The sequence below is a fragment of the Streptomyces sp. NPDC093097 genome (assembly GCF_044754325.1).
Taxonomy (GTDB): domain Bacteria; phylum Actinomycetota; class Actinomycetes; order Streptomycetales; family Streptomycetaceae; genus Streptomyces.
Genome location: NZ_JBIVOW010000021.1, coordinates 14,546 through 30,577 on the forward strand (window position 1 = coordinate 14,546; position 16,032 = coordinate 30,577).

The 16,032-nt window shown below is 73.6% G+C and carries 15 protein-coding genes; 8 read left to right on the top strand and 7 right to left on the bottom strand.

What is annotated here, in order from left to right:
- Positions 1-220 precede the first annotated feature (220 nt).
- From ACIQE0_RS29495 to ACIQE0_RS29520, 6 genes are all read left to right on the top strand, one after another.
- Positions 221-1,072: an enoyl-CoA hydratase gene (locus ACIQE0_RS29495; protein WP_402337940.1), complete on the top strand. Its 852-nt coding sequence runs from the start codon at positions 221-223 to the stop codon at positions 1,070-1,072.
- Positions 1,072-2,280: an acyl-CoA dehydrogenase family protein gene (locus tag ACIQE0_RS29500; RefSeq protein ID WP_402337943.1), complete on the top strand. Its 1,209-nt coding sequence runs from the start codon at positions 1,072-1,074 to the stop codon at positions 2,278-2,280. The genes ACIQE0_RS29495 and ACIQE0_RS29500 overlap by 1 nt, the downstream gene beginning before the upstream one ends.
- Positions 2,281-2,323: 43 nt before the next feature.
- A complete protein-coding gene (locus ACIQE0_RS29505) occupies positions 2,324-3,427 on the top strand; it encodes an acyl-CoA dehydrogenase family protein (protein WP_402337946.1) in 1,104 nt (367 codons plus the stop codon).
- 141 nt (positions 3,428-3,568) lie between these two features.
- Positions 3,569-3,862: a hypothetical protein gene (locus ACIQE0_RS29510; protein ID WP_366329211.1), complete on the top strand. Its 294-nt coding sequence runs from the start codon at positions 3,569-3,571 to the stop codon at positions 3,860-3,862.
- Positions 3,863-4,227: 365 nt separating this feature from the next.
- Positions 4,228-6,003, top strand: a complete 1,776-nt coding sequence (locus tag ACIQE0_RS29515; protein WP_402337950.1) for a M4 family metallopeptidase — start codon at positions 4,228-4,230, stop codon at positions 6,001-6,003.
- A 145-nt stretch (positions 6,004-6,148) separates the two neighbouring features.
- Complete coding sequence (locus ACIQE0_RS29520; RefSeq protein ID WP_402337953.1) at positions 6,149-7,375, top strand: MFS transporter; 1,227 nt, start codon at positions 6,149-6,151, stop codon at positions 7,373-7,375.
- A gap of 53 nt (positions 7,376-7,428) precedes the next feature.
- Here ACIQE0_RS29520 and ACIQE0_RS29525 read toward each other — a convergent pair whose 3' ends face one another.
- The 3 genes from ACIQE0_RS29525 to ACIQE0_RS29535 form a co-directional block, all read right to left on the bottom strand.
- A complete protein-coding gene (locus tag ACIQE0_RS29525) occupies positions 7,429-8,493 on the bottom strand; it encodes an isopenicillin N synthase family dioxygenase (RefSeq protein ID WP_402337956.1) in 1,065 nt (354 codons plus the stop codon).
- 256 nt (positions 8,494-8,749) lie between these two features.
- Positions 8,750-9,070 (bottom strand): chitin binding peritrophin-A domain-containing protein, encoded by a 321-nt coding sequence (locus ACIQE0_RS29530; protein WP_366329219.1) that lies wholly within the window; start codon positions 9,068-9,070, stop codon positions 8,750-8,752.
- Between the two features lie 71 nt (positions 9,071-9,141).
- Positions 9,142-9,819, bottom strand: coding sequence for a TIGR03086 family metal-binding protein (locus ACIQE0_RS29535; RefSeq protein WP_402337959.1), 678 nt, complete (start codon positions 9,817-9,819; stop codon positions 9,142-9,144).
- A 53-nt stretch (positions 9,820-9,872) separates the two neighbouring features.
- Between ACIQE0_RS29535 and ACIQE0_RS29540 the strand changes: the two genes are divergently transcribed.
- The gene (locus ACIQE0_RS29540; RefSeq protein ID WP_402337962.1) at positions 9,873-10,367 is read left to right on the top strand and encodes a MarR family winged helix-turn-helix transcriptional regulator; all 495 of its coding nucleotides are present in this window, start codon (positions 9,873-9,875) and stop codon (positions 10,365-10,367) included.
- A gap of 124 nt (positions 10,368-10,491) precedes the next feature.
- Here the strand turns inward: ACIQE0_RS29540 and ACIQE0_RS29545 are convergent, their stop codons facing one another.
- The 4 genes from ACIQE0_RS29545 to ACIQE0_RS29560 form a co-directional block, all read right to left on the bottom strand.
- The gene (locus tag ACIQE0_RS29545; RefSeq protein ID WP_366329225.1) at positions 10,492-10,698 is read right to left on the bottom strand and encodes a hypothetical protein; all 207 of its coding nucleotides are present in this window, start codon (positions 10,696-10,698) and stop codon (positions 10,492-10,494) included.
- 150 nt (positions 10,699-10,848) lie between these two features.
- Positions 10,849-12,192, bottom strand: coding sequence for an MFS transporter (locus tag ACIQE0_RS29550; RefSeq protein WP_402337967.1), 1,344 nt, complete (start codon positions 12,190-12,192; stop codon positions 10,849-10,851).
- Positions 12,189-12,356, bottom strand: a complete 168-nt coding sequence (locus ACIQE0_RS29555) for a hypothetical protein (RefSeq protein WP_402337970.1) — start codon at positions 12,354-12,356, stop codon at positions 12,189-12,191. The genes ACIQE0_RS29550 and ACIQE0_RS29555 overlap by 4 nt, the downstream gene beginning before the upstream one ends.
- Positions 12,353-15,100 carry a SpoIIE family protein phosphatase gene (locus ACIQE0_RS29560; protein ID WP_402338220.1) on the bottom strand — a complete coding sequence of 916 codons (2,748 nt, stop codon included), beginning with the start codon at positions 15,098-15,100 and terminating at the stop codon, positions 12,353-12,355. Before ACIQE0_RS29560 ends, ACIQE0_RS29555 begins: the two co-directional genes overlap by 4 nt.
- Before the next feature lie 330 nt (positions 15,101-15,430).
- On the opposite strand from ACIQE0_RS29560, the gene ACIQE0_RS29565 reads away from it, so the two are divergent.
- Entirely contained in the window at positions 15,431-15,769 is a 339-nt protein-coding gene (locus tag ACIQE0_RS29565) for a hypothetical protein (RefSeq protein WP_366329231.1), read from the top strand.
- Positions 15,770-16,032: the final 263 nt, after the last annotated feature.

Below are 16,032 nucleotides of genomic sequence, written 5' to 3' on the forward strand. Positions count from 1 at the left end.
TCCGGCAGGCCGAGCGCCCGCTCGGCGATGAGGTGCGGCTGGGTCTCGTGGGCCCGCGGGTCGGGTGTCGGCGCCGGGCACTGTCGTCGAACTCCCGTCGTCCGCCCGGCAGAGGGGAGTTGGAGGACAGCGCCCGAGGCCCCGGACGGCGGAAGGGGCCTCGACGCCGCTCACGGCGGTACGTTAGCCTACCAAACACTTGTTAGGGAAGGAGTCGCCGATGACCGCCGGCGAGGAGACGCCCGTGGTGCGCTATGCCCGACAAGGCCCGGTCGCCACCGTCACCATGAACCGCCCGGACTACCGCAACGCCCAGAACTCCGCGATGACCTACGCCCTGGACCGCGCCTTCTACCGCGCCGCGGACGACGACGAGGTCAGGGTCGTGGTGCTGGCCGGCGAGGGCCGGCACTTCTCCGCCGGCCACGACATCGGCAGCCCCGGCCGGGACGCCCACCTCCCCTTCGAGCGCCGCGCCGGACTGTGGTGGGACCACGCGGACAAGGCCGGCACGGAGAGCCGCTACGCCCGCGAGTCCGAGGTCTACCTGGGGATGTGCCGCCGCTGGCGGGAGCTGCCCAAACCGGTGATCGCCGCGGTCCAGGGCGCCTGCGTGGCGGGCGGGTTGATGCTCGCCTGGATCTGCGATCTGATCGTCGCCGCCGACGACGCCTTCTTCGCCGACCCGGTCGTGCGGATGGGCATCCCCGGCGTGGAGTACTTCGCCCACCCCTGGGTCATGCCGCCCCGGATCGCCAAGGAGTTCCTCTACACCGGCGACCGGATGCCCGCCAGGCGCGCCTACGAACTGGGCATGGTCAACCGCGTCGTCCCGCGCGCCGAACTCGCCGACCGGACACGGGAGTTGGCCCTGCACATCGCCGAGATGCCGCGGATGGGCCTGGCGCTGACCAAGCGCGCGGTCAACCAGGCCGAGGACCTCCAGGGCCTGCACCCCGGCCTGGACTCGGTCTTCGGACTGCACCACCTCGCGCACGCCCACAACGCCGAGACCGCCCGCGACGCGCTCGGCGGGATGGACCTCGCGAAGATGAAGGAGGCCGGTTCCTGATGGACCTGGACGCCGGTGAGGCCGACGCGGCGTTCCGGGCCGAGGCCCGTGCCTGGCTCGCCGCGCACGTCCCCGCCACGCCGCTGCCGTCACTGGAGACCCGCGAGGGCTTCGCCGCCCACCGCGACTGGGAACGCCGACTCGCCGCCGACCGCTGGTCGGTGGTCTCCTGGCCGGCCGAGCACGGCGGCCGGGGCGCCTCCCTCTTCCAATGGCTGATCTTCGAGGAGGAGTACTACGCCGCGGGCGCCCCCGGCCGGGTCGGCCAGAACGGCATCAACCTCCTCGCCCCCACCCTCTTCGCACACGGCACGCCCGCACAACGCGCCCGCATCCTCGGCCCGATGGCCACCGGCGAGGTCGTCTGGGCCCAGGCGTGGTCGGAGCCGGAGGCCGGTTCCGACCTGGCATCCCTGCGCTCCACCGCCGTCCGTACCGACGGCGGTTGGCTGCTCCACGGCCAGAAGACCTGGTCCTCCCGGGCCGCCTTCGCCGACCGCGCATTCGGCCTGTTCCGCAGCGAACCGGGGACCGCCCGCCCGCACCAGGGCCTCACGTACCTGATGTTCCCCCTGGACGCACCCCGCGTCACGGTCCGCCCGATCGGCCGCCTGGACGGCAAACCGGCCTTCGCCGAGCTCTTCCTCGACGGCGTCTTCGTCCCGGACGCGGACGTGATCGGCGAACCCGGCCAGGGCTGGCGGGTGGCGATGAGCACCGCCGGCAACGAACGCGGGCTGACCCTGCGCAGCCCCGGCCGCTTCACCGCCGCCGCCGACCGGCTCACCGCACTGTGGCGCCGGACCGCCGACCCGGCCGACACGGCCCTGCGCGACCGGGTCGCCGACGCGGTGATCGGCGCCCGCGCCTACCACCTCTTCACCCACGCCAACGCCTCCCGGCTCGCCGCGGACGACGGGGGTCCCCCCGGCCGGGCGAAGCCGGGAGCGGGGGATCCGGGCGCCGCATCCAGCCTCAACAAGGTCTTCTGGTCGGAGCTCGACCTCGCCGTCCACGAGACCGCGCTGGACCTCCTCGGCCCCTACGGCTCCCTCGCCGACGACGCCGACGACGCGCCCGCACACGGCAGTTGGGCCGAGGGCTACACCTTCTCCCTCGCCGGCCCGATCTACGCGGGCACCAACGAGATCCAGCGGAACATCATCGCCGAGCGGCTGCTCGGCCTGCCGAGGGAGGCGAGGGCGTGAGCAGGTGCGCGCACCGGCCCGGCCTGACGGAAGGGCGCCGCCGATGCGCTTCCTCCTGACCTACGAGCAGCGGGAGTTCGCCCGCACCCTGGACTCCCTGCTGGGGGCGGCCGGAACCCCGGCCACCGTCCGCGCCTGGGCCGCCGGCGAACACCGGCCGGGCCGCGACCTGTGGGCCAGACTGGCAGAGACCGGGGTGTTCGCCCTCGCGGTCCCCGAGGAGTACGCCGGCCTGGGCCCGCTCCCCCTCGAACTTGCCCTCGCCTTCGTCGAGTTGGGGCGGCACGCGGTACCGGGCCCGCTGGCGGAGACCGCCGCCGCGGCGGACTTCCTGCATCGGCTGGGGGACGCCGAGGCGGCCTCCTCCTGGCTGCCGCGGATCGCCTCGGGCACCGCGCTCGTCAGCCTGTGCCCGGACGGCGCCCCGTTCGCCCTGGACGCGGACGCCGCCGACACCGTCCTGGCCGTCCGGGGCGATGCGGTGTGCCGCACCGAGGCCCACGGCCCGGTCCAGTCCACCCTGGACCCGGCCCGGCGGCTGGCCCGCCCGCTGGGCGGCACCGTCCTCGCCCGGGGCCCGGCGGTCACCGCGGCCGCGGAGCACGCCACCGACCTCGCCCGGCTGCTCACCGCCGCCCAGGCACTCGGCCTGGGCCGGGCGCTGCTGGCCGGGACCGTCGAGCACGTCCGCCGGCGCACCCAGTTCGGGCGGGCGATCGGCTCCTTCCAGGCGGTCAAGCACCGGCTGGCGGACACCCTGATCGGGTTGGAGTTCGCCGAGCCGCTGGTGCACGCCGCGGCGCTGGCGCTGGCCGCGGGCGCCCCGTCGGCCGGGGCGGAGGTGGCGGCGGCGAAGGTGGCGGCGGGCGAGGCCGGTTACGCGGCGGCGCGCACCGCCCTCCAACTCCACGGTGCGCTCGGCTACACGGACGAGCTGGACCTCTCCCTGTGGATCCGCAAGGCCCGCCCGCTACGGGATGCCTGGGGCACGCCCGCCGACTGCCGGGCCCGGGTCCTGGCCGGATGGCCCCCGCAGACAACGCCCTCCCCCGCACCACCGGCCCCCGCCAGGCAACACCCACCGCTGGACGCGGCCGGGAGCGGGCCCGCCGACACCGTGGGTGACGACGGCGTGACGAGCCGGTGAGGGACGGGTGGCGGGAAGGGTGACAGTGTGCTGGGGCGCCGCGGCGGCACGTCGATGCGGTGCGCCGCCGCACGTCGAGTGCCAGACTTGAAGCACCGCGCCCGGCTCCCGGCCGAGGCCCTTGTGACCGAGGGGAACGACATGACCTGGGCATCTTGGACGACGGTGGGCATCCACGCCCGCCCCGGCGCGGTACAGACCGAGGAGATCGGCCCGATGCAGGGCGACCTGACCATCCACACCACATGGTCGGAGGACGAGGCCCACGTCGCCGTGCAGTACACCGGCTCCTCGGACTGGTACACCATGGTCGGCAGCCCCGTGCCCTGCCATTCCGAAGCGGACAGCCGCTCCTTCCACCAGGCCGTCGTCGAGGCGGTCCGCGGCGGCGAGAAGGCCCAGGCATCCCTGGAGGAGCTCTTCCACACGGGCTAGGCCCACGGCACCCGCGGGTGCCTTGACCGCGCCAGGCCGGGACGGCAGCCACCGTCCCGGCCTTCGTCATGCCTGGCACCCCCCGGATCGCGCCGGGCAACCGACGGGATCCGGCCGGTCCCCCCAGGCAGACCTTCCCGGCCAACCCCAGCCGGAACACGACTAGTCACCTTCTGATTACCCATAGCTGATCAATTGTCAATTTTTGACTGCCTAGCATTGCAAGTTGATCATTTCCCTTTACATGCCCATGGCAGACATACCAGGGTCAGTGCGGGGCCGGACGGCCCTCGCGGTGTCCAACACCACCGCGTGTACGGGCGGTTGACGCATACCACCGCCCTCAGCGCAAAGGACGCGAATCTGTGCGTAGGCCCCACATACGCAGCCGCCACCTGGCGATAGCCCTGGCCGTCACCACGGCCGCCACCCTCACCGCGGGCGCCGCCGTCGCCGCCCCCGCCACCCCCGCCGCCTCCTCGGCCACCGGCACCTCCTCCGTCGTGGACGCGGCCCGCGCCGCCGCCTACGCCCACTCCACGACGACCGGCGTCAGCAAGCAGGACACCCTCAAGGCCACCGACACCCTGATCGACCCCGACGGCCGCCGGCACGTGCGGTTCGTCCGGATGCACCGCGGTATGCCGGTGCTCGGCGGCGACCTGGTCATCCACCTCGGCGCCGACTCCGCGTACCAAGGGGTGACCCGGGCCGCCCGCCACCAGGTCGACCTCCCCGCCACCGACCCGCAGCTGTCCGGCCGTCAGGCCGCCGCCAAGGCGGCCTCCGTCGCACAGGGCACGGCCGGCACGCCCCGACTCGTCGTCGACGCCCGCGAGGGCCGCACCGCGCTCGCCTACCAGGTGAACGTCAGCGACAGCCGCACCGACGAGACCGGCGGCGCCCGCACCGTCGTCATCGACGCCGACAGCGGCAAGGTCCTCAGCAACATCCCGGTCAACGAGCCGTTCCTGTCGCCCTCGGTGCTGCACAAGCTCCGGCAGCGCGGCGAGCGACTCACCCCCGGCACCGCGGCGACCACCGCCCCGCCCGCCCCGGCCAAACCCGCAGCCGGCCGCTACCCGGCCCCGGCCGCCGGCACCGGCGCGTCCTTCTTCGCCGGCGCGGTGCCGCTGTCCACCACGCAGACCGCCAAGAGCGCCTTCGTGCTGCGGGACAGCACCCGCGGCAACACCGAGACCCGCGACGCCGGCAACAAGGAGGTCGAGAAGTTCCTCCAGGGCAAGTCGCTCACCAGCAGCACCAACCGCTGGGGCAACGGCGCCGCCACCGACCGGGCCACCGCCGCGGTCGACGCCCAGTACGGCATCACCAGCACCCTGGACTTCTACAAGAAGACCTTCGGCCGCAAGGGCATCAAGAACGACGGTGCCGGCGCGCACGCCCTGGTCCACTGGGGCAAGAACGTCGGCAACGCCTTCTGGTCCCCGGACTGCGACTGCATGCTCTACGGCGACGGGGACGGCCAGACGTTCACCAAGCCGCTGGTCGTCCTGGACGTCACCGGCCATGAGCTGACCCACGGCGTGGTCGGCGCCACCGCGGCCCTGGAGCCCACCCGCGTCGACGCCGAGGGCCGCCAGTTCGGCGAGCCCGGCGCGCTCAACGAATCGCTCGCCGACATCTTCGGCAGCGCGGTCGAGTTCGCCACCAACAACCCCAAGACCCCGCCGAACTACCTCATGGGCGAGCAGCTCGGCCTGGCGCAGAAGTTCCTCCGCCGCCTGGACAAGCCGTCCCTCGACAAGCTCGAAGGGACCATCGACTACTGGTCGAAGGCCGCCTACGACACCGAGGTGCACGCCGGCTCCGGGGTCTCCTCGCACGCCTACTACCTCCTGGCCGAGGGCAGCGGCAAGAAGACCATCGGCAAGGTCGCCTACGACTCCCCCACCTACGACGGCTCCAAGGTCACCGGCATCGGCCGGGCCAAGGCCACGGCGATCTTCTACCGGGCACTGACCCGGTACATGGTCTCCACGACCGACTTCCACGGCGCCCGGACCGCCACCCTCCAGGCCGCCAAGGACCTCTACGGCGCTGGCAGCACCGCGTACAAGACGGTCGACCGCGCCTGGGCCGCCGTCAACGTCACCGCCGCCAACACCCCCAAGCGCTGACCCGACGTCGATCCGGCACCGGCCCAACGCTGATCCGGTGTTGATCCGGTGTCGATCCGACGCCGTCCGACGGACCGGTGCCCCCGCCACGCGCGGGGGCACCGCGTTCTGGCCCGACCGGGCCACGGGCGCCTACGTTGCCGCCATGACCCTGCGCACCGGCCGCGGCCGCCGGCCCGGCAGCCCCGCCGCGGCGGGCGTCTTCGTGATCGGCATGACGGGAACGACCCTGCCCACCCCGCTCTACGGGCTCTACCGCCACCAACTCGGCTTCTCCGAACTGACCGTGACCGTGGTCTTCGCCACCTACGCCCTCGGCGTGATCGCCGTCCTCTACGGCGCCGGCAACCTCTCCGACACCACCGGCCGGCGCCCGGTGCTGTTCGCCGCGCTGGGCCTGTCCGCGGCGAGCGCCCTGTGCTTCCTCTTCGAAGGCGGACTGCCGCTGCTCCTGCTCGGCCGGCTGCTGTCCGGCTTCGCCGCCGGGCTGTTCAGCGGCGCCGCCACCGCCGCCGTCCTCGAACTGGCCCGCCCCGGCCGGGAGTCCAGGGCCGGTTTCGCCGCCACCGCCGCCAACATGGGCGGTCTGGGCTGCGGCCCGCTCCTGGCCGGCCTGCTCGCCCAGTACGGACCCAGGCCGCTGGCCCTGCCCTTCCTCGTCCATCTGCTCCTGCTGGCCGTCGCCGCCCTGGTGACCTGGCTGCTGCCGGAGACCGTCCCGCACCCGCACCGGCCCCGCTCGCTCCGGCCGCAGGGGCTGGTGATCCCGCCGGCGGTCCGCGGGGTCTTCACACCCGCCGCGGTTGCCGCGTTCGCCGGCTTCGCCCTGCTCGGACTCTTCACCGCCGTCGCCCCCAGCTTCGTCTCGGAGACCCTCGGCGTCCACAACCTCGCGGTCTCGGGGGCGGTCGTCAGCACGGTCTTCCTCGGTTCGACGCTCGGCCAGTCACTGACCGGCCGGATCGGCGCCCGCACCGCCCTCCCGGCCGGCTGCCTGGTCCTGGTGCTGGGACTCCTCCTGGTCGGCACGTCGCTCGCCGTGACCTCACTGCCCCTGCTGGTCGCCGGTGCGCTCTGCGGCGGCACCGGCCAGGGCCTGGCGTTCCGCGCCGGCCTCACCGCGGTGAGCGCCGCGGCCCCGCCGGAACACCGCGGCGGCACCCTCTCCGCCTTCTTCCTCGTCGCCTACCTCGGCATCTCCCTGCCGGTGGTGGGCATCGGCGCGCTCACCCTGGCCCTGGGGCTGCGCGGCGCCGGACTGGCCTTCGCCGGCTGCGTCATCGCGGTGGCGGTCGCGGTCGGCGGCTACGTCCTGCGCCGCCCCCTGCCCACACAACCCCGCCCGGATCCGCTCACCCGCACCACGAACTGAAGCCGCCGCTCAACAGCAGAAGCGGCCGCCCACAACGCCGCGGCTCTCGCTCCTCACTCCTCGCCCCGGGCCGCGCGCAACCGGGCGGCCTCGCGGGGCGAGTTGGCGTTGGGCTTCCCGGCGCGCGAGCCGCCCAGCTTCTCGGCGAGATGCCGCCCGACCGTCGTGGGCGGGTACAGCGGCGCGGCACCGGCGGGGACGCATCCGGGCAGGCAGCTGATCTCGGCATCCCAGTTGCCGTCGTGGAAGAACGCGGCGGAGCGGCGGTGCACCACGCGCCCGCCGGAGTCGACCGGCGGCAGCACCCGGTGCATGGTCGACAGCCACCGGTCGTTGGTCCAACGTGCCAGCAGATCACCGAGGTTGACCAGCAGGCAGCCCGGCTCGGGAAGGACGTCGTGCCAGCGGCCCTCGGTGTCGAGGATCTGCAAGCCGGGGATCCGGTCGGCCCACAGCACGGTGACGATGCCGTAGTCGGTGTGCGCGCCCATCCCCATCTGGCCGCCCTCGACGCGGAGTTCACGGTCGGGGAGCGCGTAGTGGTTCATCCTGAGCACATCGAGCGAGTGGTCGGTGAACGGTGCGAAGTAGTCCGCTGCCAGCCCCAGGGCGTGCGCGAAGATCCCGGTCAGCCGACGGGCGAGCCCGCCCGCCTGCGCGCACCACTCCTCCACCGCCTCCCGGAATCCCGGAAGCGTTGGCCAAAGGTTGGCCGGATAGTGCGCCTCAGGCAGGTCGAGTCCGGGGAAGGCGGCGGCCTCCGCCCCCACGTTGAACGCCTCGAAGAGGTCCTCCGCCGCCGCGGCGACGCCCAGGCTCAGGCTGAGCTGCTCGGTGCGCGGCGGGGTGTAGCCGCGATTGACGTCCGGCGACGGGGCGCGCAGCGCCTTCTTCTCGGCCATCGGGAGAGCGAAGAACGCATCCAGCGCCGCGGCGAACGCACGCGCCGCCGCCTCGGCGACGCCATGCCCCTTGATCTGCATGAATCCGACGGTGCGCGCCGCCCGATCGACCTCCGCCGCGATCCCGGCCCGCTCTGCGGCCGATCCGTCCGTCCAGCCGGAGATGTCGATGACGGGTACGTCGAGTACACCGCCCACGGCCGTGGCCCTGCCCATCGCGTGCCTTCCCTCCGTCGCACCCGGCGGTCCCGCGCGAGGCCCGCCCTGCCCCACCCACTTCACCATGCCGATGAAGTGAACGAACGCCCCACTGACGCCGGCCTCGACGGGAACGCCTCGACAACAAGGCGGAACCCGCCGCCCGTTGAGCAAGGAGCGCAGGTCAACTCGCCCGTACGCATCGTCCGTACCTCTCGCCCGTGTACAACGGAACCGCCCGCTCCCGCCCGGCCGCCCCTGACCCCCGCAGCCGTCAGCCGGCCGGGTCCGCCTCCCGGTCCCGGTGCGGTGCAGGGCGCGCCGCAGCGTTCTTCGGTCCGTCGCAGACCCCGAGGGCCTTGTCGAACACCAGTCGCTCGGGGCAGTGGAAGAGGACGGGGACGCCCCAGTCGCACAGGTAGAACGAGCCGGGGTCGTCGTCGTTCGGCAGATACACCGCCACGCCCGCGCCGACGACCGGGCAGTCCGGTCCGGCCGCCTGGGCCGGGGCGGCGACGACAAGGGGCAGCAGGGCGGCGGCGCCGGCGGCCAGCGCGGCGGCCAGGACAGCGGCGAACGTCTTCTTCCTGAACACGCCGGGCACCGTACTGACCACCCACCGGAGAACCGGCCTTTCCGGCCAACTACGGCCCCTTCCCCGGCCGTTCAGCGCTCCGGCGCCCGCCAGTCGGGCGCCCGGCCCAGCATCGCCAGGATCCGGTCCAGCGCCCCGGCCCCCTCGGCCGCCGGCAGGCCGGGCCGGAAGGCGCTTCCGGGGACGAGCCGGTTCCCGGCATCCGGCACGGCACGGGCGATCGGCAGGGCGGCGGCGAGCAGTTCGGGGTCCGGGTCGTAGGACAGGTCCAGGGCGCGGGCCAGGTCCCAGCCGTGGACGACGTAGTCGATCAGATGGAAGCCGATGGCGCGGAGGGCCGGGAAGGACTGCTCACCGGTGAACTCCGGGAGCGCGAAGGGCCGTTCGGGGTCCTCCACCGCCGCGAACGCCGCGATGACGTCCTCGGCCGCGCGACCGTAGTCCCTCACAGCCGCCGCGACGTCCTCGCCGGGCGACCGGACCGCCCAGTGCACCAGGTCCTCCCCGGCGCCCCGCGCCGCGGCGGCGAACCCCCGGTGCTGGGCCGTCAGATGACCCAGCAGCGCCGCCAGATCCCAGCCCGCACAGGGCGTGGGGCGAGACAGGTCCCCCGGGGTCAGGCGGTCCACCAGCGCGACGCTGTCGCGCACCGCAAGGGCGTCGAGCCTCCGCAGCCGGTCCAACTCCGCCGCCCACCCGCTCGTTGCGGACGCCGCACGCGCCGCATCCCGCTCACTATTCATATGCATGCGCTTACGATGCGCGCGAGCACATCATCCGTCAAGGGGGTATTTTCCTGTGCATGGCCGAGCACACCGCCCCCAGGGACACCCCGCCCACCGAACCGGCGGACGCCCGCCCCGACCTGGCCGCGTTGCTCGTCCCGTTGTGCCGTGCCCTGGTGGACGCCGAGCGGCCGGTCCTGGACGCCCACGGCCTGACCATGTGGGCCTACTCCGTGCTGCTGCGCCTGGAGACGACCCCGATCCGCACCCAGGCCGCCCTGGCCGAGGCCATCCGCGCCGACAAGACCCGGATCATCCCGGTCCTGGACGACCTGGAGTCCCGCGGCCTGATCCAGCGCCGCCCCGACCCCGCCGACCGCCGGGTCCGCCTGGTCTCCCTGACCTCCGAGGGCGGACGGCTGCGGGACGCCGTCCAGGCGGACATCCAACGCGGCGAGGAACGGCTGCTCGCCCACCTCCCGGCCACCGACCGGGAGGGATTCGTCCGCGGCCTGCTGGCACTGCACGCCCTCCCCGGCATCCCCCCGCACCAGCCCTCGCACGAGGCCTGAACACCCACGGCCGCGACCGGGCGCCCCGACACGGCGGATGCCGGCCGGGCCGCCCGAAGGCAGTGGTTCCCGACCGGCATCCGCTGATACTGCGTCCGATGACGTCGAACCGGAGCTATACCGTTCACTTCTTGCCGTGCATGAAGCCGCCCTTGTGGGCGCCCTCGTGGAAGATCGGGTTGCCGTCGATGACGGCCGCGTCGAACGAGTAGCCGGCGAACCAGCCCTTGCCCCAGTGGTGGTGCTTCCCACCGGCGAGCGCGGAACTCGCTCCACCCAGGACGATGGTGGCGGCCAGGGCGCTGGCAGCGATCGCGGCGCGGATGCGCATGTCTGCTCCTCAGGAGTATCGAGGGGGTGATATCGACCTTTTCAGGAATCACCCTGGCGAAAGCGCTTAAAACCTGCCATACCTCCAGTCGCGTGAGCCGTCTCCGGCCCCACGGCACCCCACCCGCTCCCCTGCCGGACCGCCACCCCGTCAACACCCCTCGTTCCGCACCGAGTTGCTCGCCCGCGCCGGGACTCCGAGGGTGCGCCCCCGGAGCGATGCCGCACTCGGACGCAACCCGAGCGTCACCAGAATGACCGCAACGGCCAGGAAGCCGGCGAGCACCGCGAAGCCGGTCAGGCTGGTCCCGGTGGCGTCGGTGAGCCACCCCACCAGATAGGGGCCGGCGAAACCGCCGAGGTTGCCCAACGCGTTGATCAGGCCCATCGCCACGGCCACCACCTCCAAGCGGAGCAGCTGACCGGGGATCGCCCAGAAGGGGCCGTAGGGCGCGTAGAGCGCGGCCGCGGTGATGCACAGCAGCACCATGCGCGGCAGCGCACCGTGCACCACCTGTCCCAGCAGGAGGGCCGCGATGCCCACGACCAGCGGGAGAGCGACCGCCTGCCGCCGGCGGCCGGTGCGGTCCGACCAGACCGCGTTGCCGATCATCACCGCCAGCGCGACGGTGAACGGGATCGCGGTCAGCAGCCCGACCTCGGTGGCGGAGCCGTCGTGGGTGAGTTCCTTGACGACGGCCGGCAGCCAGAGGCTGAAGCCGTAGAAGCCGGTGATCCAGAAGAAGTAGACACCGATCAGGACCAGGACGGGCCGCCGGCGGACCGCGGCGAGGTAGGAGCCGCCGCCCGCCGGGGACTTGGCGGCCTCGTCGGCGGCGATCGCCCGCTCCAGGTGGGCGGCCTCCGCCCGGGAGATCCAACGAGCCTGCGCGGGGTGGTCGGCGACCGTGAACCACCAGACCACTGCCCACAGCAGCGGCGGCAGCCCCTGGAGGACGAGCACCCAGCGCCAGTTCGCATGATCGAGCATCCAGCCGGACAGCGGCGCCATCAGCACCGACGACAGCGGCAGGCAGGCCATCCACAGGGCGTTGGCGCGGGCCCGCTCGCGCAGCGGGAACCACGAGGCGAGCAGGATCAGGACCGCGGGCCAGACACCGCCCTCGAAGAAGCCCAGCACGAACCGCGCGGCATAGAACTGGTTCCGGGACTGCACCAGACCGGACAGCACCGCGGACAGACCCCAGGCGACCATGAGGAGCAGGACGGTCTTCCGGGCGCTCCAACGCTGGGCGAGCACCGCCGCCGGGATCTGGAGGAAGACATAGCCGACGAAGAAGATTCCGCCGGCCAGGCCCTTGTCGGCGTTGGAGAGTTCCAGGTCGCCGTGCAGGTAGGGAAGGACGACGGAGATGTTGTTCCGGTCCAGGTAGGCCAGCATGTACATGATCGCGGCGACCGGGATGACATAGACCCAGCGCTCGGCCGGGGCCGCACCCGAGGACGCGTCGGCGGTCTGCGGGGCATCGGTCATCGGGCGGCCGCCGCCCCACGGCCGAGCGCGGCGCCCGCCGGGCCGACGAGGGTGCGCGCGCCCGCCTCCGCCCCGACGCCGACCGGGCTCCCCAACGGCACGTCAGGGAAGCGGAGTTGGAAGTGCGCCCGGTGCGGACGGTCCGCCGTATTACTTGTTGTCATCCTTCGCCTTTCCCCAGTGGCCGCGGTGCGGATGCGTACGGGCCCGGGTCCGGGGCCGCGTTTGGCAGGGCCTGCTCGGTCCAGATCACCTTGCCGTCGCCGGTGTAGCGGGTGCCCCACCGCTCGGCCAGCTGCGCGATCAGGAACAGGCCGCGGCCGCCCTCGTCGGTGGTGGCGGCGTACCGCAGATGCGGCGAGGTGCTGCTGCGGTCGGCCACCTCGCAGACCAGCGCGCGGTCATGGATCAGCCGGACACGGATCGGGCCGGTGGCGTACCGGATGGCGTTGGTGACCAGCTCGCTGAGGATCAGTTCGGTGGTGAACGACTCGTCGGCCAGGCCCCAGGCACGCAGGGTGCGGACCGCGGCGGCGCGGACCTGGGCGACCGCGGACGGCTCGGCGGGGACGTCCCAGTCGGCGAGGCGGGCGTCCGCCAACCGCCGGGTGCGGGCGACCAGGAGGGCGATGTCGTCGGTCGGCCGGTCCGGCAGCAGGGCACCCAGCACCGCCTCGCAGGTCTCCTCCGGCGTCCGGCCCGGGTCGGAGCCGACCGTGCGGCGCAGCAGCGCCATGCCGTCGTCGATGGGGCGGTCGCGGTCCTCGACCAGCCCGTCGGTGTAGAGCACCAGGCTGCTGCCCTCGGGGAGGTCCAACCGGCAGGTGTCGAAGGGCATTCCGCCGAGCCCGAGCGGCGGACCGCCGGGCACCTCGACGAACTCCGCGCCGCCGTCCGGCCGCACCAGCAGCGGCTGGACGTGCCCGGCGCGGGCCATGGTGCAGGCGCCGGTGACCGGGTCGTAGACGGCGTAGAGGCAGGTGGCGCCGGTGATCGGGGCCTTCGCGCCGTCGCCGGCGCCCTCCGTGCCCTCGTCCTGGTCGATGCGGGCGACCAACTCGTCGAGGTGCCAGAGCAGTTCGTCGGGCGGGACGTCGAGGTTGGCGAAGTTGTGGACGGCGGTGCGCAGCCGGCCCATGGTGGCGGCGGCGTGCAGGCCGTGGCCGACGACGTCGCCGACGACCAGGGCGACGCGGCTGCCGGGCAGCGGGATGATGTCGAACCAGTCCCCGCCGACGCCGCCCAGCCCACCGAGCCCGGCCTGCGCCGGTAGGTACCGGAAGGCGGCGTCCACGGCGCTCTGCTCGGGCAGGGCACGCGGCAGCAGACTGCGCTGGAGGGTGACCGCCATGGTGTGCTCGCGGGTGTAGCGGCGGGCGTTGTCGATGCTCACCGCGGCGCGGGCGACCAGTTCCTCGGCCAGTGAGAGGTCCTCCTCGTCGAACGGCTCGGGAGTGCGCGAACGCCAGAAGAGCGCCACGCCCAAGATGGCGCCGCGGGCCCGCAGCGGGACCGCGATCAGCGCATGGATGCCGTGCGCGACGATCTTCCGGGCCCGTTCGGGGTCCTGGCGCTGCCAGCCGGTGAAGGCGGCCAGATCGGGCTCCAGGACCGGTTCGCCGATCGGCAGCCGGGTGCCGAGCACGGTGGTCGGCGCGAAGTGGATCGGCTCGCCGACCGGGTAGAGCGACCCGTCGGGCGCCTCGCCGCCGACGGCCGTGCGGCGCATCGCGACGGCCGTCCCGGCGCTCGCCGGCTCCTCGCCCTTGAGGACGGACTCGGCCAGATCGACGGTGACGAGGTCGCCGAACCGCTCGGCGCCGAACCGGGCCAACTCCTCGCAGGTGCGCACCACATCGAGGGTGGTGCCGATCTCGGTGCCCGCGTCGTAGAGCAGTCTCAGCCGGCCGCGGGCGAGGTCGGCGCGGCCGGTCAGGGCCCGCAGTTCGGTGGTGTCGCGCAGGGTGGTGACGCTGCCGGGCGGACCGCCGGCCCGGTCGGTGGAGCGCTGGTTGACCGCGAGCAGCCGGTCGCCGGCCGGGTGCACCTCGTCGGTGGCGACCCGGCCGGACTCCAGCAGCGCCGCGGTGGCCGGGTCCAGGCCCAGCTCGCCCACCTGACGGCCCTCGACGTCGGGCGGCAGATCGAGCAGCCGCCGGGCCTCGTCGTTGGCGAGCACCAGCCGCCCGTCGCCGCGGACGATGAGCACCCCTTCGCGGACCGCGTGCAGCACCGCGTCGTGGTGCTCGTACATCCGCGTCATCTCCTGCGGCCCCAGCCCGTGGGTCTGGCGCCGCAGGCGCCGGCTGACCAGGGCGGTGCCGCCGGTGGTGAGCAGCAGCACACCGGCCGCGGAGCCGAACAGCAGCGGGAACTGCGCGTCCACGACGCCGCTCACCTTGGTGAGGGTGACGCCCGCGGAGACCAGGCCGACCACCGTGCCGTCGCGGCCGACGACGGGCACCACGGCCTGCACCAGCGGGCCGATGGTGCCGGTGATCTTCTCGGTGACCGCACCGCCGGCCAGCGCGGGGGCGGTGGTGCCGACGAACCTCTTGCCGATGCGGTCGGTCATCGGGTGGGTGTAGCGGATGCCGTGGGTGTTCATCACGACGAGGAAGTCGACCGCGGAACCCCTGCGGGCGGCCTCCGCCCGGGGCTGGAGCACGGCGGTGGGATCGGGGCTCTTCAGGGCCGCTTCGATACCGGGGGCGCTGGCGAAGCTGCGGGCCACCGCGAGCGAGCGGTTGCGGGCCTCCCGTTCGGAGTCCGTCCCGGACTGGAGCACCAGGGCCGTGATGGCGGCGGCGACGAGCAGAACCACGATCGCCACTTGCAGGAGGAAGACCTGGCCCGCGACGGTCCGCATCTTCAGGACCGAACGCGGGTGTCCGAAGCGTCCGGCCATGTCCTGTTTCCACACCTCCCGCATACGGTGGGCGAGCCGGGCACTGCGCAGCGCGGCAGCCCGGAGAGCCTGCGGCACAGCAGCGTCAGTAAAACCTCTCGGCAGGTCGCCCGGCTATGGGTGTGCGCTCCCTCGGCCCGCTCCGTGTAACTCTTCCCACAGGCGCGGGTGGTTGCGAAGCCGCCGATGATCTGCCGCGCGCCCCTGGCTCCGCGCGCAACGTGCCAGGTCGGCGGGGGTTACTCGGGAGTCGGGCGGGGCCGGTGGGCGGCCGGTGGGCGCCCGGCGCCGCTCCGGGGGCCGCCGGACGCGTATGAGACGTTCGTGGGCATGCATGTTGCAGAGGAGATCCGTGCCGGGGCGGCCGAGCTCATCGACCACCACGCGCGCGGAGCGTGGCGGCCGAACGACGCGGACCGAAGGACCGCGGTCGCGCTGTTCCACTTCCTGGAGACGGGGCGGCCGCTGGGCGGCGAGCAGATCCGCTCCGCCCTCGCGCACCCGGAGCCCGCGGCACCGGTGAGCGCGGGGCTGCTGACGCTGCTGCGGGCCACCGCCGGACTGCTCGACGACGCGGACGCGGCCGACGTCCCCGCCGGGCGGGACGCCGTCGACCACGTGTGCCTGCTGCTGGACGCGCTGGCGCTGGCACGGCCGGAGGCCCGCTAGGCGTCGATGACCTAGGGGCCCGCTTCGCCCTCAGCGGCGACCACGTGCCACTGCCGGCCCTTCTTGCCGGCGGCGGCGCCCCACTGGGGGACGCCGCATCGGATGGGCAGGTGGCCCCCACCATCGCCCGGAAGTGAAACCGCTCGGTCACGGCACGGCCTGCACGCCGTGGAGGTGTTCGACGACGAGCCGCGTGAAGCGGTGCGGGCGTCGGAGTTCGGGCCGCTTCAGGAGAGCGGCGGCAGCATCCGCTCGCGGGGCCT

Excerpts from the sequence above, each read along its gene's own strand:
- ACIQE0_RS29495 (WP_402337940.1), top strand. The coding sequence starts at position 221 with ATGACCGCCGGCGAGGAGACGCCCGTGGTGCGCTATGCCCGACAAGGC.
- ACIQE0_RS29500 (WP_402337943.1), top strand. The coding sequence starts at position 1,072 with ATGGACCTGGACGCCGGTGAGGCCGACGCGGCGTTCCGGGCCGAGGCC.
- ACIQE0_RS29505 (WP_402337946.1), top strand. The coding sequence starts at position 2,324 with ATGCGCTTCCTCCTGACCTACGAGCAGCGGGAGTTCGCCCGCACCCTG.
- ACIQE0_RS29510 (WP_366329211.1), top strand. The coding sequence starts at position 3,569 with ATGACCTGGGCATCTTGGACGACGGTGGGCATCCACGCCCGCCCCGGC.
- ACIQE0_RS29520 (WP_402337953.1), top strand. The coding sequence starts at position 6,149 with ATGACCCTGCGCACCGGCCGCGGCCGCCGGCCCGGCAGCCCCGCCGCG.
- ACIQE0_RS29525 (WP_402337956.1), bottom strand. The coding sequence starts at position 8,493 with ATGGGCAGGGCCACGGCCGTGGGCGGTGTACTCGACGTACCCGTCATC.
- ACIQE0_RS29535 (WP_402337959.1), bottom strand. The coding sequence starts at position 9,819 with ATGCATATGAATAGTGAGCGGGATGCGGCGCGTGCGGCGTCCGCAACG.
- ACIQE0_RS29540 (WP_402337962.1), top strand. The coding sequence starts at position 9,873 with ATGGCCGAGCACACCGCCCCCAGGGACACCCCGCCCACCGAACCGGCG.
- ACIQE0_RS29545 (WP_366329225.1), bottom strand. The coding sequence starts at position 10,698 with ATGCGCATCCGCGCCGCGATCGCTGCCAGCGCCCTGGCCGCCACCATC.
- ACIQE0_RS29550 (WP_402337967.1), bottom strand. The coding sequence starts at position 12,192 with ATGACCGATGCCCCGCAGACCGCCGACGCGTCCTCGGGTGCGGCCCCG.
- ACIQE0_RS29555 (WP_402337970.1), bottom strand. The coding sequence starts at position 12,356 with ATGACAACAAGTAATACGGCGGACCGTCCGCACCGGGCGCACTTCCAA.
- ACIQE0_RS29560 (WP_402338220.1), bottom strand. The coding sequence starts at position 15,100 with ATGGCCGGACGCTTCGGACACCCGCGTTCGGTCCTGAAGATGCGGACC.
- ACIQE0_RS29565 (WP_366329231.1), top strand. The coding sequence starts at position 15,431 with ATGCATGTTGCAGAGGAGATCCGTGCCGGGGCGGCCGAGCTCATCGAC.